This is a genomic window from Spirosoma utsteinense (genome assembly GCF_014282275.1).
GTDB lineage: Bacteria > Bacteroidota > Bacteroidia > Cytophagales > Spirosomataceae > Spirosoma > Spirosoma utsteinense.
This window is the reverse complement of record NZ_VFIA01000006.1, coordinates 25,382-42,799: the sequence shown is the minus strand read 5'-3', so window position 1 is coordinate 42,799 and position 17,418 is coordinate 25,382. Positions and strand designations below refer to the sequence as shown.

At 49.6% G+C, this 17,418-nt stretch carries 15 protein-coding genes; 11 read left to right on the top strand and 4 right to left on the bottom strand.

The window, feature by feature from the left end:
* Positions 1-7: 7 nt before the first annotated feature.
* On the bottom strand, positions 8-484 hold the full coding sequence (locus FH603_RS06235) for a gliding motility lipoprotein GldH (protein WP_186736609.1): 477 nt from the start codon (positions 482-484) through the stop codon (positions 8-10).
* 110 nt (positions 485-594) lie between these two features.
* On the opposite strand from FH603_RS06235, the gene FH603_RS06230 reads away from it, so the two are divergent.
* The 4 genes from FH603_RS06230 to FH603_RS06215 all read left to right on the top strand — a co-directional run bounded on the left by FH603_RS06230 (position 595) and on the right by FH603_RS06215 (position 4,177).
* On the top strand, positions 595-957 hold the full coding sequence (locus FH603_RS06230; protein WP_186736608.1) for a BlaI/MecI/CopY family transcriptional regulator: 363 nt from the start codon (positions 595-597) through the stop codon (positions 955-957).
* Between the two features lie 70 nt (positions 958-1,027).
* On the top strand, positions 1,028-2,728 hold the full coding sequence (locus tag FH603_RS06225) for a M56 family metallopeptidase (protein WP_186736607.1): 1,701 nt from the start codon (positions 1,028-1,030) through the stop codon (positions 2,726-2,728).
* 2 nt (positions 2,729-2,730) lie between these two features.
* Entirely contained in the window at positions 2,731-3,675 is a 945-nt protein-coding gene (locus FH603_RS06220; protein ID WP_186736606.1) for a hypothetical protein, read from the top strand.
* A gap of 79 nt (positions 3,676-3,754) precedes the next feature.
* Positions 3,755-4,177, top strand: a complete 423-nt coding sequence (locus tag FH603_RS06215) for a hypothetical protein (RefSeq protein WP_186736605.1) — start codon at positions 3,755-3,757, stop codon at positions 4,175-4,177.
* 110 nt (positions 4,178-4,287) lie between these two features.
* Here FH603_RS06215 and FH603_RS06210 read toward each other — a convergent pair whose 3' ends face one another.
* The 3 genes from FH603_RS06210 to recQ form a co-directional block, all read right to left on the bottom strand.
* Positions 4,288-5,505 (bottom strand): PSP1 domain-containing protein, encoded by a 1,218-nt coding sequence (locus FH603_RS06210; RefSeq protein WP_186736604.1) that lies wholly within the window; start codon positions 5,503-5,505, stop codon positions 4,288-4,290.
* A gap of 101 nt (positions 5,506-5,606) precedes the next feature.
* Complete coding sequence (gene purD, locus FH603_RS06205; protein ID WP_186736603.1) at positions 5,607-6,893, bottom strand: phosphoribosylamine--glycine ligase; 1,287 nt, start codon at positions 6,891-6,893, stop codon at positions 5,607-5,609.
* Between the two features lie 101 nt (positions 6,894-6,994).
* Positions 6,995-9,202, bottom strand: a complete 2,208-nt coding sequence (recQ, locus tag FH603_RS06200) for a DNA helicase RecQ (protein ID WP_186736602.1) — start codon at positions 9,200-9,202, stop codon at positions 6,995-6,997.
* A gap of 107 nt (positions 9,203-9,309) precedes the next feature.
* Here recQ and FH603_RS06195 point away from each other — a divergent pair, with 107 nt between their 5' ends.
* The 7 genes from FH603_RS06195 (at position 9,310) to proC (ending at position 17,407) form a co-directional block, all read left to right on the top strand.
* The gene (locus FH603_RS06195; RefSeq protein ID WP_186736601.1) at positions 9,310-10,278 is read left to right on the top strand and encodes a KpsF/GutQ family sugar-phosphate isomerase; all 969 of its coding nucleotides are present in this window, start codon (positions 9,310-9,312) and stop codon (positions 10,276-10,278) included.
* 314 nt (positions 10,279-10,592) lie between these two features.
* Positions 10,593-11,108, top strand: coding sequence for an RNA polymerase sigma factor (locus tag FH603_RS06190; RefSeq protein WP_080237303.1), 516 nt, complete (start codon positions 10,593-10,595; stop codon positions 11,106-11,108).
* A gap of 159 nt (positions 11,109-11,267) precedes the next feature.
* Positions 11,268-12,740 (top strand): phytoene desaturase family protein, encoded by a 1,473-nt coding sequence (locus FH603_RS06185; RefSeq protein ID WP_186736600.1) that lies wholly within the window; start codon positions 11,268-11,270, stop codon positions 12,738-12,740.
* A gap of 150 nt (positions 12,741-12,890) precedes the next feature.
* A complete protein-coding gene (locus FH603_RS06180) occupies positions 12,891-13,727 on the top strand; it encodes a phytoene/squalene synthase family protein (protein ID WP_186736599.1) in 837 nt (278 codons plus the stop codon).
* 98 nt (positions 13,728-13,825) lie between these two features.
* Positions 13,826-15,346, top strand: a complete 1,521-nt coding sequence (gatB, locus tag FH603_RS06175) for an Asp-tRNA(Asn)/Glu-tRNA(Gln) amidotransferase subunit GatB (RefSeq protein ID WP_186736598.1) — start codon at positions 13,826-13,828, stop codon at positions 15,344-15,346.
* The gene (locus FH603_RS06170; RefSeq protein WP_186736597.1) at positions 15,343-16,482 is read left to right on the top strand and encodes a TlpA disulfide reductase family protein; all 1,140 of its coding nucleotides are present in this window, start codon (positions 15,343-15,345) and stop codon (positions 16,480-16,482) included. Before gatB ends, FH603_RS06170 begins: the two co-directional genes overlap by 4 nt.
* Before the next feature lie 121 nt (positions 16,483-16,603).
* On the top strand, positions 16,604-17,407 hold the full coding sequence (gene proC / locus FH603_RS06165) for a pyrroline-5-carboxylate reductase (protein WP_186736596.1): 804 nt from the start codon (positions 16,604-16,606) through the stop codon (positions 17,405-17,407).
* Positions 17,408-17,418: the final 11 nt, after the last annotated feature.

Here is a 17,418-nt window from a genome sequence, read left to right as displayed (position 1 = left end):
ACACAGATTAGTTGGTGGCATTAACTCGCTCGACAGTAATACCTACGCTCAGTATGTTCGCCAGTGGGTCCTGACGCATATACTGGCGAATTTGCATGGTGTACTTACCCGGCTTCGGAAACCGGTAATTACGCTTTATCAGAAATTTGTGATCGAACAGGTCTCCCAGCCCATCGCCATTGGGCTTTCCCGTTTTAGGGTCCATCAGGATCAATTCATCGAGTCGTGACTCAATTTCCTTGCCACGCTCGTCGCGCAGATAGCGCGTCAGGTATAGATTGTAATAGCCGTAAGACAGGCTGTTTCGGAGGTTATAGTAGATGTTATAAGGCTCTGTGGCGTCTTTGATCTCGAACGTGAAGGAGGGCGCATTTTTAATATACCACTTGCCATCCTCAATGTCTGTGTATTCGCTATACACGGCTTTTGTATCGCAACCGAAAGCCAACAACGCCACCAAAAGCACTAATCCTAATCGTTTCATAGGGTACCTGAAAATAGACAACAAAGCTACGACGGGGCGGTTGGCTTTTCAAACGATAAAAAACTAGACCACTAGTTTCAAAACGACAAAAATAGTTTTAGGTTTGTTCTATGGAAAAGTTGACTGCTAAGGAAGAAGAAGTGATGCAGGTACTTTGGAAAATGGAGCCTGTCTATGTAAAAGACATGGTGCCTCATTTTACAAACCCGCCCCTTCACTATAATACTGTATCGACCATTGTTCGGAATCTGGAAGAAAAAGGTTACGTCGGCCACCGGGCCTACGGCAACACACATGAATACTACGCTGTGGTTAGCAAAGAAGATTACCAGAATCGCTTCGTACTGAAAAAAGTAGTTGGTGATTATTTTGATAATTCGTACAAGAACCTGGTCAGCTACTTTGCGCAGAACGAGAAGATTTCGGCCGATGAGTTGCGGGAGATTCTGGCTATGATCGAGAAAAAGAAGTAAAGGCGGTACGCCCGGCCACCTGCATTACCTATCCATAAACAACCATCCGTGCCAATTAAAGACCGTTAGTATGGAAACCCTGCGTTACGTTGTGTTGGCCAATGGTCTGCTGGCGGTTGTAAGTATTGCCTATCATGTGCTGCTCCGCCGGGAGACATTTTTTGTGGCAAACCGACTCGCACTTTGGGTTGGCCTACTGGCTTCGTTTATACTGCCTCTGCTGGAGTTGCCCGACTGGCGACCTCAGCCCGTGCGGGCCGTCATGCAGCGTACGGCTCAGGTAATCGTTCCAAAGGTGCTGCCCGTTCCTTCTTCGCCAAACTCCGATGTAACGATCACCTTTCCCAACGGCCATACCTTCCGGGCTTTCCCGAATACGACCGTCGAGTACGGCTGGTCATGGCAATCGGGTGCGCTGGCTGTTTATCTGATCGTGCTGGCAGCTCTGCTATGTCGGTTTGTCATTCGACTGGTATCACTCAGGCAGCTAATTTGCCAGTCGACCCGGGAATTATATGATGACTTTACGTTGGTAAAAAATGATAAGCTGACGTCGCCCTTTTCGTTTTTCAAGTGGGTTGTCCTTAACCCGGCCAGCCATGAACCCAGCGAACTTGAACAAATCATGCGCCACGAACGCGTTCACGTGCGGGCGTGGCACAGTCTGGATATGGTGGCTGCTGAGTTAGTGAGCATCATTTTCTGGTTCAATCCGGCGGTCCACCTCTTCCGTCAGCAGGTTCATCAAATTCTTGAGTTCAGCGCCGACCAGACCGTTTTGGCTGAAGGTATCGATGCAAAGTCCTATCAGTATAATCTGGTAAAGGTTAGTTTGTCAGTCAGACCGTCGGTTATCTCGAATCAGTTTAGCCAGCCCTGCCTGCAGGAGCGGGTAAGCATGATGAATCGCCAGCGATCACGCTCGTCGGCCTGGGGGCGCTACCTGTTTGCATTGATGAGTGTAGCCAATGTTGCTTTCGCCTGTCAACTGGTAAGCAGTAAACCTTCATATCGATACATAGAGCAGCCTGGTTCTGACTTTTATGGTCTTATCACCAGCCACACTTCACAGCAAGATCTCGATACGTTACGCCGGGAACTCAGCCAACTCAAAGTTGGTCTCGATGTCAACGATTTGAAGCGGCTCCCCAACGGACAAATTCATCAGGTTACCGTAAAATTGAACGTGCCCAAACCAGGGCATATGATCGATGTGTCTGTTGGCTCATCATTAAAACGCGCGCCAATACCGGCCCTTGGCTTGCACTGCGATGTCTACGGATGCCAGCTCGGCTTCGTCGATGAACAGTTCCCAAAGCGTCTCCGGGAAATAGCCTCCCGTGAAAGCCGTAAATTTCCAGGCGAGTCTGAAACGCTCCCACTGATTACTGATGCCAATTCTGTGTTTGGCCTGTTTCGGGTCTACTTCAGAAACGATTTTCTGGAGAGTAACTATTTTGGATTACGCAGCACTGGTTTGCGAATGACGCCGGATTTTCACCTCGACGTATACCCTGAATACAAACATGCCGTGATTTTTCTGGATGGTCGTGAAATAACGCGTGACGAACTAACGCCCCTGCGGGCTATTGACTTAAAAAAAGTAGTGATTTTCGATGGCCAGGCAGCCGTTGTCCGTCTGGGTGACAAACGAGCGAAGAATGGCCTGATTCTCGTGTCTCGTTTAACGAACATTACGCGACGCGATAAGTATGCGTCGACTCCGCTGCTTGCTCAGGTTTACCCGCAACTTTTCAATATACCACGGTAATCATGTATGCCTTCACGAATCAGTTTAGCGGGTCAGCACTGCGTCATCGCATCAGCATGATCAACCGCCAACAGTCCGGCTATCTGGACTACAGCCGGTATGTGCTTTGGGCTGCGTTAGTAGGGATGATGGTGCTAGCGTGCCAACATCGAAAACCCGAAGAAGCTACGACCAAGCCACATGCCTTACCCGCCACCAGCCCAACCCGGGCGCTGGCGGTGGCGCTGGAAGATAAAAGAAACTGGTACATGCACTCCGCATTGTATCAAACACGGTCAGGAACCCGGTCTATTCAAGGCGAGCCTGTGGTGCTACAGATCAACAATGACCGTATGGCAGTAAACAGCGATCACCTTTACGAGTCTGACCTATATATCGATGGGAAAGAAACCCCTATCGAATCGCTGGCCCGGGTAGCGCCGGAATATGTCAGGGAAGCATTTGTCATGCATAAGTGGGAAGATCAACCGGACGTTGATCCCAAGGCGAAATCCTACCAGATACTGATTCAAACCAGTCCGATCGCTGTTGCATTTACTCCGGAGCGCCGACGGTTTTTCACGTTTCTTCAGGCGGCTGCCATTTCAAAGCACCCGCAGGGCGACTCGTATATGTTCACAATGAATTCGTTACTTGAAGCCACCTTCTTTCATAATAAAAACGCGCTTGTCGAACGTACCAAAAATGAGCACCTGAAAGTGTACGATGAGTTCAAAAATGACGTCGAGGTCTACATAAACCAGCTGCCTGCCACCGTTGCCGATGTTGAAACCGTACACGTGCGGGAGGTAGCGCGGCTCTACATCAAGGAACGCCCCTACACCGATTGGTTTCGGGCCAATAGTCCATTGCCCCGCTTTGAACTCTACATCCAGACAGCTCCCAAACGAGCTAAACGGGATAGTTCTTATTACGTGTTCAGTCCGTTTTATTCGGGTGATTTCTAAAAATCGGGGGGAGACTAAACGGGATCGTACGTTTCGCGTCTAACGGTCGTTCTGTCAATAACACAGCCCGCCCATGATCATGCGATTACTTTTTTTGCTGTTCCTCACAACCGGTTCAGGTATGGCATTGCCAAGGCTTACCCCCAGGACCGATACCCTGCCGCCCGCGCCTGTATCCAGACAGGCTAACCCAAACTCACGGCTAGCCCCCGCACCGATGATTATGCCCGGTGTTCGGCTCGATAATAATTATAACGCGCTACCGGCCCAAAGCGCAACCGTTAAAGAGGCCGCTCCCTTGTGGCTTCGTGCCAAAGCCAGTGGATCACCCATGTATGTCATAGACGGTAAAGTGGCTACGGCCACCGTACTTAAGACATTACGCCAGAATGAAGTAGCCTCAGTAAACGTACTGGAAGGTAGCCGGGCAGCGACGTTTTACGGTAAGAACGCCCGCCACGGTTTGGTAATCATTACAACCAAAAAGGCGGTAAACCGGTAGCCTTGCCCCACGTAGCCGCTACCAGGGTCTTCGACCGGAACGCCGGACCGCACTGGCAGGGCTACTTTAAAACAACGAACCCCGGCGTAATAAGCCAGGGTTCGTAGTATTTAAGCAACACCATTCGTGGTCGGTTTGGGTGAGTTACCACCCGGACTTACTCCGCCTTTTGGCTTCTTCTTTTTCTTCTTCGTGTTCCGGGTCGCGTATTTGGCGTCCAGTTTCTGCAGGTCACTATTGAGAGCCGCCAGCACGATTGGCTCCTTCTCCCCAATGGGCGTCAGCACATCAAACGATTCAGGAACGATACCCCGCTTGTTCAACTCAAGAATCTCAACGACCCGCGCAATAGGCAGGGGATGCCAGGTACTTTCCGAACTGTACCCAAACCACATCAACCGACGGAAGATATCAGTCTTCTGCAGCCAGGCACGGCCCTTCTGCGTTTCCAGTGGTTTTTCAATCGTTGGAATATCGCGCAGGGCATCCATGTATGTATCCAGCTCGTAGTTCAGACAGCATTTCAGCCGTCCACACTGACCGGATAGTTTAGCCGGATTGAGCGACAGGTTTTGATACCGGGCTGCCGAGGTCGCAATATTTTTGAAATCGGTAAGCCAGGTCGAGCAGCAGAGTTCACGGCCGCAGGAGCCAATGCCACCCAGACGCCCGGCTTCCTGCCGTAGACTGATCTGCCGCATTTCAATCCGCGCCTTAAATTCACCGGCCAGCATTTTGATCAACTCCCGAAAATCAACACGCTCTTCGGAGGAGTAATAAAACGTTGCTTTCGTGTTGTCGGACTGGAACTCCACGTCAGACAGCTTCATGTTCAGCTTCAGCTCACGGACAATTTCGCGCGAGCGGTATAGAGCAGGAAGATCACGCAAAACAGCCTGTTCATGCCGTTCGAGGTCTTTTGCTGTGGCTGTGCGGTGAATTACCTTCGTGTCGTCATTGATTTTAACAGCACGTTTTTTCACTTGCAGCCGGACCAGCTCACCCTGCATCGATACTGCACCGAGGTGAAACCCCGACTGCATCTCAACCACTACATAATCACCCGTTGTAAGATCAAGTTGGTGAACGTTGCGGTAATACTCTTTACGGCCACCTTTGAATTTCACCTCAACAACGTCGTACCCTTTACCTGGCATCGCGATATCGCTCAGCCAGTCAAATGAATTCAGCTTATTACAGCCTCCGGTGCTGCACCCACCACTCGAGCATCCTGCCACGGCAGCCACGGCCGGTGAGCCATCGGATGCAGTAGTAGACGCTGTGCGTTGGGTTCCACACCCACCGGTTGCACAGGATTTACAAGACATATTCTTATTGGTATAAGGTATGGGTTATAGGCGTTCGATACGGCTTTGCACTTAAAAAAGTGTTCACATCATCTACCAACGCCTGTAACTCATAATAATCACTAGTCAGCGTACCGGATCAGGTCGAGCCCAATATCTTTTCGGTACTGTTTCCCATCAAATTGCACCGTTCGGGCCGCTTCCTGCGACTTCCGAACCGCGTTTTCGAGCGAGTTCGCCTGAGCTGTCAAGGCCAGGACCCGCCCCCCGTTGGTCAGCACATGACCGTCTTTTGCCAGCGTTCCTGCATGGAACGCCATAATATCATCCAGACGTTCCAGGTCTGAAATGACTTTGCCTTTCTCGTAGGCATCCGGATATCCCCCAGCTACAACTACCGTAGTAACAGCTGTTTGGGGCGACACTTGTAATGTTATGGTATTCAGTTCGCCGGAAGCGGTAGCCATCATCAGTTCGGCAAAGTCGTTCTGAATTCGGGGCAACACCACTTCTGTTTCGGGGTCGCCCATCCGGGCATTATATTCAATAACGACCGGTTCGCCATTTACCTTCATCAAACCGACAAAAATAAATCCCTGGTACCGGATACCCTCCTGCTTCAGACCAGCCAGCGTTGGCTTTACAACTTTTTCTTCGACTTTACGAAGGAACGTTTCACTGGCGAATACAACTGGCGAAACTGCGCCCATACCACCTGTGTTAGGTCCCGTATCGCCTTCGCCGATCCGTTTATAGTCTTTGGCCTCGGGTAAAATTTTGTAGTTTTCGCCATCGGTCAGCACAAACACCGATAGCTCTATACCACGTAAAAATTGCTCGACAACGACTTTACTACTTGCTTCACCAAACTTTTGCCCATCCAGCATATCGCGTAAAGTGGATTGCGCTTCAGCGACGGTATCGGCAATGATAACCCCTTTGCCAGCGGCTAGTCCATCGGCTTTCAACACAATTGGAAGGGAGTGCGTTTCCAGGTAGTTCAGGCCGCTGGTAAGCGTGTCGACCGTGAACGTTTGCGACGATGCCGTTGGAATACCGTAACGCTGCATAAACTGCTTCGAGTAATCTTTACTGCCTTCCAACTGCGCCCCCTTGGCATCAGGGCCAACAATCGGCAGATGAGACAGATCCGCTTGCTGACGAATGAAATCAACAATGCCTTTCACCAAAGGTTCCTCTGGCCCAACAATAAGCAGATCGATGCTATGCGCCCGAATGGCGTCGGCGACAGCAGGAAAATCAGAAAAACCAATTGGCAAGTTGGTGGCCACCTGCGCTGTGCCGGCATTGCCCGGTGCTACAAACAGCGTATCACATAACGGGCTTTGTGCTAATTTCCACGCAAACGCGTGCTCACGCCCACCCGAACCCAGTAGTAGTATGTTCATAAAAGAGTTAGTCAGTCAAGAAGTCAAGAAGTCAGTAAGTGGGTAAGTCAGTTCATATGCTTACTGACTTACCCACTCACCGACTTACCAACTCATCAACTCTAGTTAGCTACTTCCGACAGGAACTTGATGCGCATCAAGCGTAAATCCTGTTCGGTGAAATCATCGCCCCCAAATTCGCGCAGGGCAATGGCAATATTATCCGTTTCGGCCCGCATGAAATACTCAAATATCTCATCCTGCCGGTCTTCGTCCATTACCTGATTGATGTAGTAGTCGAGGTTCAGCCGTGTACCCGAATAACAGATATGTTCGATTTCTTCCATCAGGTCCTCCATAGACAACGATTTCGCTTCAGCGATCTCATCCAGATCGACTTTTCGGTCGATCTGCTGAATGATATAGATTTTAACCTTCGATTTATTGACGGTCGATTTAACAACAACGTCTTTATCAGTCTCAATCTCGTTCTCCTCGACGTACTTGGTGATCAGATCGATAAACTGCTTGCCAAACTTCTGCACTTTACCCATCCCGACGCCGTTGATCTGCGCCATTTCTTCACGGGTAGTAGGATAAGTCGTTGCCATTTCTTCCATGGACGGGTCCTGGAAGATCACATAAGGAGGCAGGTTTTTCTCCCGGGCAACTTTTTTCCGGAGTGCTTTCAGTAAGCCAAGTAATTCTTCGTCATAAGCTACGCCACCCGATGCGGCATCTGCATCTTTTTCATCCTCACCCGTATCGACAGCTATGTGGGCATAGTCATGATCTTTGGCCAGCGTAATGGGATACGGATCTTCGATGTAGTTCATCCCACGCTGTGTCAGCTTCAGAATCCCATAGTTATCGACGTCTTTCTCAAGATAGCCGTATATGGTAATCTGTTTGATGAGCGAGCACCAGAACTCAGCCGTCTCGTTGAATTCACGTCCTTTACCGTATACATCGAGCCGATTGTGTTCGTAGCTGGTCACATACTGGTTGCTGGTGGCTGTCAGTACATCGCTCAGGTGCGACACGTCGAACCGCTGATCGGTCTGCAATACCGTTTGCAGGGCCAGTACCACTTCGTGCTGAACTTTGAATTTTTCTGTCGGCTTCATGCAGTTGTCGCAGAAACCGCAGTCCTCCTTCATAAATTCACCGAAATAGCCTAACAATTGCCGACGCCGACACACACCGAGATTGGAATAGGAAACCATCTCCGACAGTAAATGCCGCGCATTGTCGCGTTCGGTAACGGGTTTGTCTTTATTAAATTTCTCGAGCTTTACGATATCGTCATAGCTATAGAACATAATGCAGTTGCCCTCCAGCCCGTCCCGCCCCGAACGGCCGGTTTCCTGATAATACCCTTCCAGCGACTTTGGCGCATCGTAGTGAATGACAAACCGGACGTCGGGCTTGTCGATACCCATCCCGAAAGCAATGGTCGCGCAGATAACGTCAACATCTTCGTTGAGGAAGGCGTCCTGATTATGCATCCGCGTTTGGGGGTCCAGACCAGCGTGGTAGGGCAAGGCCTTTACATCGTTCACGCTGAGCAGTTCGGCAATTTCCTCTACCGTTTTCCGGCTCAGGCAATAGATAATACCTGATTTGCCTTTGTTCTGCTTGACAAATTTTATGAGTTGCTTTTTGGCCTCAACCTTAGGCTTGATCTCGTAGTATAGGTTTTTCCGATTGAACGACGTTTTGTAGAGGTCAGCTTCCTCCATTTGCAAGTTTTTCTGAATATCCTGCTGCACTTTTGGTGTAGCGGTAGCCGTCAAAGCGATCACGGGCAGGTTGCCGATGTCATCAACAATACCACGTATTTTCCGGTACTCCGGACGGAAGTCATGGCCCCATTCCGAGATACAGTGTGCTTCGTCTATGGCAACGAATGAGATGGTGGCTTTCTTCAAAAAGTCCAAATTCTCCTCTTTCGTTAACGACTCGGGAGCGATGTAAAGAAGTTTCAGCGTACCGTTGAGTGTGTCTTTTTTGACCTTGTTCATTTCGGCCTTCGACAGGGTCGAATTAAGAAACTGGGCGTTGATACCGAAGGCGTTCAACTGGTCAACCTGATTTTTCATCAGGGCAATCAAGGGGGAAATAACGATGGCAGTCCCCTCACTAACAATGGCAGGCAGTTGGTAGCACAGGGATTTACCCGCTCCTGTGGGCATGATAACGAACGTATTACGGCCCGCCAGAATGCTGTGAATAATTGCTTCCTGATCACCCCGGAACTGACTGTATCCGAAAATTTCTTTTAGCCGCTCTTTGATGGTCACATGGACCGTCTGATCAACCTGCATCATTTCTAGAAATCGTACAAAAGTTACTTTACTCTATTTGCTTACCGTATCTTTGCTATATAAAGTTAGCGAATATACGTTGCAATCCATTCTACACCGCGAAACTGACGTTGAAACTATCAAAAAATCATCAAAGCATCGCCCGGTCGGTCCTGACAGCCGAAGCCGAAGCCATTCGCCAAATTGTGGACCTGCTCGATGCGCAATATGATGCTACCGTAGAAACCGTATTGAACTCATCCGGGCGGCTCGTCGTAACAGGTGTGGGGAAAAGCGCGCTGGTTGGCCAGAAGATAGTAGCGACGATGAACTCGACTGGTACACCCGCTTTGTTTATGCATGCTGCCGATGCCATTCATGGCGATTTAGGAATGATCCAGACCAATGATGTGGTTATGGTGATTTCTAAAAGTGGCAATACGCCTGAAGTGAAGGTACTGGTGCCCTTACTGAAGCGCACAGGTGTCCGGCTGATCGCTCTGGTCTGTGACCGCCATTCCTACCTGGCTCAGCATGCCGATCATATTCTCCACGCTTATGCTGAACGCGAAGCCGATCCTATGAATCTGGCTCCTACTACCAGCACGACAGTGGCAGTGGCCCTCGGTGATGCGCTGGCGGTGAGTCTTTTGGTGGCTCGGGGTTTCACCCGTAACGACTTCGCCCGTTACCACCCTGGTGGAGCCTTAGGTAAAAAACTTTACCTGAAAGTTGCCGACATATTTCCCCACAATCCGTGCCCACAGGTATCACCCGATATGATGGTGCGGGACGTTATTTTCGAGATTTCAGCTAATCGGCTTGGTGCAACCGCTGTGGTAGACGAAGCTGGCCAACTGGCAGGTATCGTTACAGATGGAGACATCCGGCGAATGGCTTATCGGTATGACTCGTTTTTACAGCTCAAGGCCCGAGATGTAATGACTACCTCGCCGGTGTGCGTTTCACCCGATGAATATGCCGTTTTAGCCCTACAGATCATGCAGGAACGCAATATCACTCAACTCGTTGTTGCAGATGAGGGCTACGTGAAAGGCTTCATCCACCTTCACGATCTACTAAGAGAAGGTTTGGTTTGAGGAAAAAGGGACAAGGCCACAACGGTATGTGCCCATATCGTTACATAACTATTCCCATCTTGTTTAACGGAAATCCAACTACGTTAAACAAATTCCACACCGCATTTTCCACACAATGGGGGAGATCTTCCACACTCCACACTGTGGAACAAAGCGCTACTACAGGCAGACATTTTTTTTTATAAAGCCTAATATCCTGTTTTACAGCAGTTTATTGCTAAAATCAACAGGAGCGGTTTGGGACCGCAAAGGCTGGTTAGTTTTTTGCCTATTGGATACGTAAATTGGTTCAACAGAGAAAAACTTAAACAGCCATGACCGCAATCGAATTCACCAATCATATCGGAAAAGTGTCCAAGTCGTTGCGTCCATTCGCTCTCCGGCTAACAAAAGATGTCGAAGATGCTAATGACCTGTTACAAGATACCTTGCTGAAGGCGTTCACTAACCGCGATAAGTACACGGATGGTACGAACTTGAAGGCATGGTTGTATACTATTATGAAAAATACGTTTATCACCAATTATCAGCGTATGGTGCGTAAAAATACTTTCATTGACACAACAGATAACCTCCATTATATTAACTCAATGGAGAGCAGTACCGATAACATGGCCTACTCGTCGTTCGCACAGGATGACATCAACCGGGCTGTAAACGGACTGGATGATACTTACCGGACGCCCTTCATGATGCACTTCCGCGGTTTCAAATACCACGAGATTGCAGCCAAGCTGGATATCCCCATCGGTACTGTGAAAAACCGCATTCACATTGCCCGCAAAGAGCTAAAAGATCAATTGAAAGTGTATGCACATTATAATGCATAATACGATACTTTTGAGATGACTAGTCGTCTCAAAAATTGATTGAGTAGTTTTTGGTTAAAAAAGAGGAAGGTTCGAAAAGTTGGATGGATTCCGTCCAACTTTTTTTTGTTACAGGTAGTTAGCCATAATGATTACCTACTGCTAACTTCTTCTTGACAAATGCCCCAACGTGTTCTTGTTATCGGTGCCGGATTTGCCGGTTTGGCCGCTGCTACCAGTCTGGCCGATAAAGGCTACGACGTTACAATTCTTGAAAAAAATGCCACGCCCGGTGGCCGTGCGCGCGTTTTCAGCGCTGAAGGTTTCACCTTCGATATGGGCCCAAGCTGGTATTGGATGCCCGATGTATTCGACAATTACTTCGCCCGCTTCGGCAAAAAAACCTCCGACTATTACAATCTTGTTCGACTCGACCCTTCCTATAGTGTTGTGTTCAGCCCTGATGAAGTTGTCGATCTGCCGGCCGGGCTCGAACAATTGGAAACCCTTTTCGAGTCGATTGAGCCAGGTAGTGGCCCTAAGCTGAAAGAGTTTCTCCAGCAAGCGTCGTACAAGTATGATGTCGGCATGAACAAGTTCGTTTGGAAGCCCAGCCGCTCTGTCAGCGAGTTTCTGAGTCTTAAGTTGCTCTATGACGTTACCCGGCTCGACGTTTTCCAATCGTTTGCGAGCCATGCCCGCAAATTCTTCAAACACCCCCGCCTGCTTGAGATTATCGAATTTCCGGTGCTGTTTCTGGGCGCAACGCCAGAAAACACACCTGCCATGTACAGCCTTATGAATTATGCTGAGATGGCTTTGGGAACGTGGTACCCTATGGGTGGTATGCACGAAATCGTACGGGCGATGGTGACGCTGGCCGAAGAGAAAGGCGTTAAGATCCTGTTTAATCAGGTGGTACAGAAAATAGATGTACGCCATGGGAAAGCAACGCAGATTGTCACAGACCAGGGAATATTTGAAACAGAGGTTGTCGTTGCCGGAGCCGACTACAACCATGTTGAAACAAAACTGGTAGCTCCCGAAAACAGAAATTATACCGATACCTACTGGAACACGCGGGTGATGGCTCCCTCGTCGCTGTTGTTCTATCTTGGCGTCGACAAGCGTATTCCCCGACTCCAACACCACAATCTATTTTTCGACGAGGATTTCAAGGTGCATGCGCAGGAGATTTACGAAACGCCACGCTGGCCCGCAAAGCCCCTCTTCTATGCATCGGCACCGTCGAAGACCGATCCGAGTGTAGCCCCTGAAGGCTGCGAGAATTTATTCCTCCTGGTTCCCGTCGCTCCTGACCTAACCGACGACGAAGCAACCCGCGAGCGTTATTTTGACATAATCATGACCCGGCTTGAAGCCTATGTAGGCGAAAACATCCGGGATCATATTGTCTATAAACGCAGCTACGCTCACAGTGACTTCAAAAGCGATTATAACGCGTTCAAGGGCAACGCTTATGGGCTGGCCAATACCTTGAAACAGACTGCAATTCTTAAGCCTTCGCTTAAGAACAAACGGGTAAACAATCTGTTCTACACGGGTCAACTGACAGTCCCAGGACCAGGGGTGCCTCCTTCGCTCATATCCGGGCTGGTCGTTGCTGATGAGGTTGCCAAAGAATTTATATAACTTACAAACCTTTACCCTTCTGACTTCAGACGCTGATCGTTAAGGTTAGGAATACATGATATTGACCAGTGACGGTTGCAGAACATTCTGTTGGTCAGTAGCATAGTCCTTTCATCTTACCAATCGCCGTTGTCTAGCTCCTTTTCTCTTATGATGGCGTTGTTCAATAAAACCGCACTGGAATGTAGTAAGTTGATCACTGAAAATTACAGTACGTCGTTCACATTAGGCATCAAAACACTTGACCGTAAATTTCACCTGCCCATCTATGCCATCTATGGGTTCGTTCGGTATGCCGACGAAATTGTCGATACGTTTCACGATTTTGACAAAAAAACATTACTGGCCCGTTTCAAACATGACACCTATCAGGCTATTGAAGAAGGTATCAGTTTAAATCCGGTGTTGCAGTCTTTTCAACTCGTTGTCCGGCAGTACAATATCGAGCCAGCCCTGATCGACGCTTTCCTGAAAAGTATGGAGATGGATCTTTACAATCAGGATTATGATGCCAACGGTTACAACGAATACATCTATGGATCAGCAGAAGTCGTTGGTCTTATGTGTTTGCGGGTATTCTGCGAAGGCGATTGCACTGATTTCGACCGGCTGCGTGAGCCAGCCCGTAAACTTGGTGCAGCTTTTCAGAAGGTAAACTTTTTACGGGATCTGAAAAGCGACTTCATGGACCGGGGTCGAACTTACTTTCCCGGTGTCGATTTCAACGACTTCGGGCGCGATGCCAAACGACTTATCGAAAGTGACATACAGCGCGATTTCGACGAGGCTTATATTGGCATTATGAATTTGCCCCGGGGTGCCCGGATGGGCGTCTATTTAGCGTATACCTATTATCAAACGCTGTTTAATAAGATCAAACAGTTGCCGGCTTCGCAAATTCAGAGCGAGCGTATCCGCGTACCCAATCCGCAAAAATTTGCGTTGTTAGCACAGACCTACCTGAAATACCGGCTCAACGTATTATAATACGTATCGGCTCAGTCCGTAACGGCCCGGTCTTTCTATGAACTGGTAGCCTCCCCCTGTTTTGCTTATCTTTGTGGGGAACAAGTCCGTTTTTGCCAATGACAGCTGAATTTATTTCTTTGCCTGACGCACAGCCTGAACTACAGCCGAGTACCGGTGGTCCAGCCCTTTATGAAGCCGTAATTGGCCTTGAAGTTCACTGTCAACTCCTGACGAACAGTAAAATTTTTGCGGGTGATGCCAATGCCTTTGGTGCTGATCCAAACACCAATATCAGTGTCATTACATTAGGCCATCCCGGTACCTTACCCAAACTAAACCGCAAAGCTGTTGAATTTGCGGTCCGGATGGGATTGGCCTGCAACAGTACCATCACCCGTCACAATATATTTGCCCGTAAAAATTATTTTTATCCCGACTTGCCAAAAGGCTATCAGCTTTCGCAGGACAAGGGTCCTATCTGCGTAGGTGGGGGCGTTGCTATCACAGCCAAAGATCCTGAAACAGGCCAGCCGTATCACACAACCATTCAGTTGCATCATATCCATCTGGAAGAAGATGCGGGGAAATCGATCCACGATGGCAACGATTGGACAACGCAACTGGATTATAACCGTGCCGGTACACCATTGATCGAAATGGTGACGGAGCCCTGCCTTCGTACAGCTGATGAAGCCGGCCAATACCTGACCGAAGTTCGGCGGATGGTCCGTTATCTGGGTATTTGCGATGGAAATATGGAGGAAGGTTCCCTGCGCTGCGACGTCAATGTTTCTATCCGACCCAGGGGCGCTACACAGTTAGGCACGAAGGTTGAAGTAAAGAATCTGAACTCGATCCGGAATGTAATGCGGGCCGTTGACAGTGAATTTAGCCGGCAGGTGGAATTAACAACGTCGGGCGGGCGAATTATACAGGAAACGCGCACGTTCGATGCCACAACCGGCCGTAGTCAGGCTATGCGGGAGAAGGAGACGATGAATGACTATCGGTACTTCCCCGACCCCGACCTGGCACCGGTCGTCATTTCGGATACCTGGCTGGCTGAGATTGAGGCCCAGATGCCTATGCTCCCGGCCGAACGGTATCAGAAATTTGTTGCTGTGTATGGGTTGCCCGACTATGACGCGGCCTTGCTAACCGACGCCAAAGAGCTGGCCGACTATTACGAATCGGTTTGTGAGCACACGACTAATTACAAAGCGGCTTCGAACTGGATTATGGGGCCGGTAAAAGGGCACCTGAACGAGAAAACACTGCGGGAACGGCAGTTTCCGGTAACGGCGGGCCAGCTGGCCGCTTTGATTACGGCTATTGACAACGGCACGATCAGCCAGACAGCGGGCCAGCAGGTATTCGCTTTACTGGTGAATCAGCCCGATGCAGAGCCTGTTGATCTGGCAACGAAGCACGGACTGCTCCAGAACCGCAATACCGATGTTCTCCAGACGTTGGTAGAAGAGGTATTGTCAGCCTGGCCAGACAAGGTCGAACAATACCGCAAAGGCAAAAAAAACCTGCTGGGTATGTTTGTCGGCGAGGTAATGAAAAAATCGCAGGGATCGGCAGATCCCAAATTAGTAAATCAACTGGTAACAAAGCAATTAGAGACAAAATGACGAGGAAACTGTTTTTCTGCATAGCCAGCCTGATGAGTGTCAGTCTCGCAGTCGACGCTCAGACGACTAAACCGTTCACCGTGACGGGTAAAATTGAAAAAGCGGCACCGGGCAGCTTCGTCTACCTGGAAACCAACTCGCAGCCTACCCGCAAAATCGATTCGACAAAACTGGATGCGGCCAACACGTTTACGCTGAAAGGCCAGGTCGTTGACGGGGGTGAAGTATTGGTGCTGAACGTAGGCGGTGGCCAAAAGCTGGCTCTCTTACTGGAAGGGGGCGAAACGCTTAACGTCGTCGCCGATGGTTACCGGATGGACGGAAAAACCGGAAAAATTGGCAATGGTACGGTTACGGGCTCTAAAAACATGGCGTATTACGACAAGCTGATGGCGCTGCGTACCGACATGGAAACCCGCGTAGCTGGCTGGAACAAGCAGGTTGCTGCTGCTACCGAGAAGAAGGATAACAAGCGTGTGGCTCAGATCGAGCAGGAATACAACGCAGCGGAGCAGGAAGTAGTCAACAAGGTAAAAGCTATGCTACCTGATATGGGCACCTCGCTGGTTTCGCTTTTTGCGCTCAACTTCGTCAATATCGACACTGATTTCAACACCTACGAAACACTGGCCAAACGGTTTGAGAAGGAAAACCCAAACAGCCCACATGCTAAATCGTTGATTGGCCGGGTGGCTCGTATCAAAGGGGTTATGGTTGGCTCGGCGGCACCTGAGATCACACTCAGCGACACCACAGGCAATGCCGTTGCCCTGTCGTCGTTACGGGGCAAGTACGTACTGGTCGACTTCTGGGCATCATGGTGTGGACCCTGCCGGGCCGAAAACCCTAACGTTGTCAGGATGTATAACAAGTACAAAGACAAAGGATTTACCATTTATAGCGTTTCTCTGGACAAGACCAAGACCGAGTGGCAGCGGGCTATCCGTAATGATAACCTCCCCTGGACACATGTATCTGACTTGAAATTCTGGCAGTCAGCCGCAGCGCAACAGTATGGCGTTCAGGCTATTCCTGCTACATTTTTGCTGGACAAGGAAGGTAAAATCATTGCCAAGAACCTGCATGGCGAAGCGCTGGAGCAGAAACTGGAAGAAATCCTCAAGAGTGGTCAGTAGGTAAGCCGCTTCTGAGTTCTTAGTTTTGTGGGGTCAGGTGGTATCACCTGACCTTTTTTCGTTACGCCTTTGTCACTTCATCCCCTTCGTTCGCCCGATCACTAATTCACCTATTGAACTGATGAAAATTGCAATCGTTGGCTGTGGCAACATGGGTATGGCATTTGCCAAATCGTTTGTCCAGTATGACCTGGTTAAGCAGGAAAACCTGCTGCTCATCGAGAAAAGCGCCGACCGCTCAGAAGCCCTTCGGGCGGAGAAAGCGGGCGTAGTCGTCGATACCATCAGCACCCGCGTTGGTGAAACAGACCTGATTATTTTATCCGTAAAACCGCAGGACTTCAACAGTGTACACGAGTCGCTACGGGCCGTTATACAACCGACGCAAGTGGTATTGTCCATTATGGCGGGAATTCCCATTGCCCAGATTCAGGCAAAACTGGACCACGCCCTTGTCGTCAGGGCTATGCCCAACACGCCCGCTATGCTCGGCATGGGTATTACGGGCTTTACGGCTGCCAAAGAAGTAGATATGACCAATCTGCGCCGGATTGAGAACCTGATCAATGCAACGGGCCGGTCTATTTTTCTGGAAGACGAAACGATGCTCGATGCAGTAACGGCGCTCAGCGGCAGCGGACCAGCCTATTTTTATTATGTCGTGAAAGCCATGATCGATGCGGGCAAGCAGATGGGGTTCGACGATGCCGTATCGGCTCTGTTGGTAAAACAGACCATGCTGGGCGCTTATCACCTGATCAATACCTCCGATAAATCACTGGATGAGCTTATCAAAGCTGTAGCCTCCAAAGGGGGCACTACCGAAGCGGCCTTGCGGGAGTTCGAGAACGGCGCTCTTGCCGACACGCTGGTGGCGGGTATCAAAGCTGCCCAAACCCGGTCGACGGAGCTGTCTAAAGGCTAGGGCAGACATCC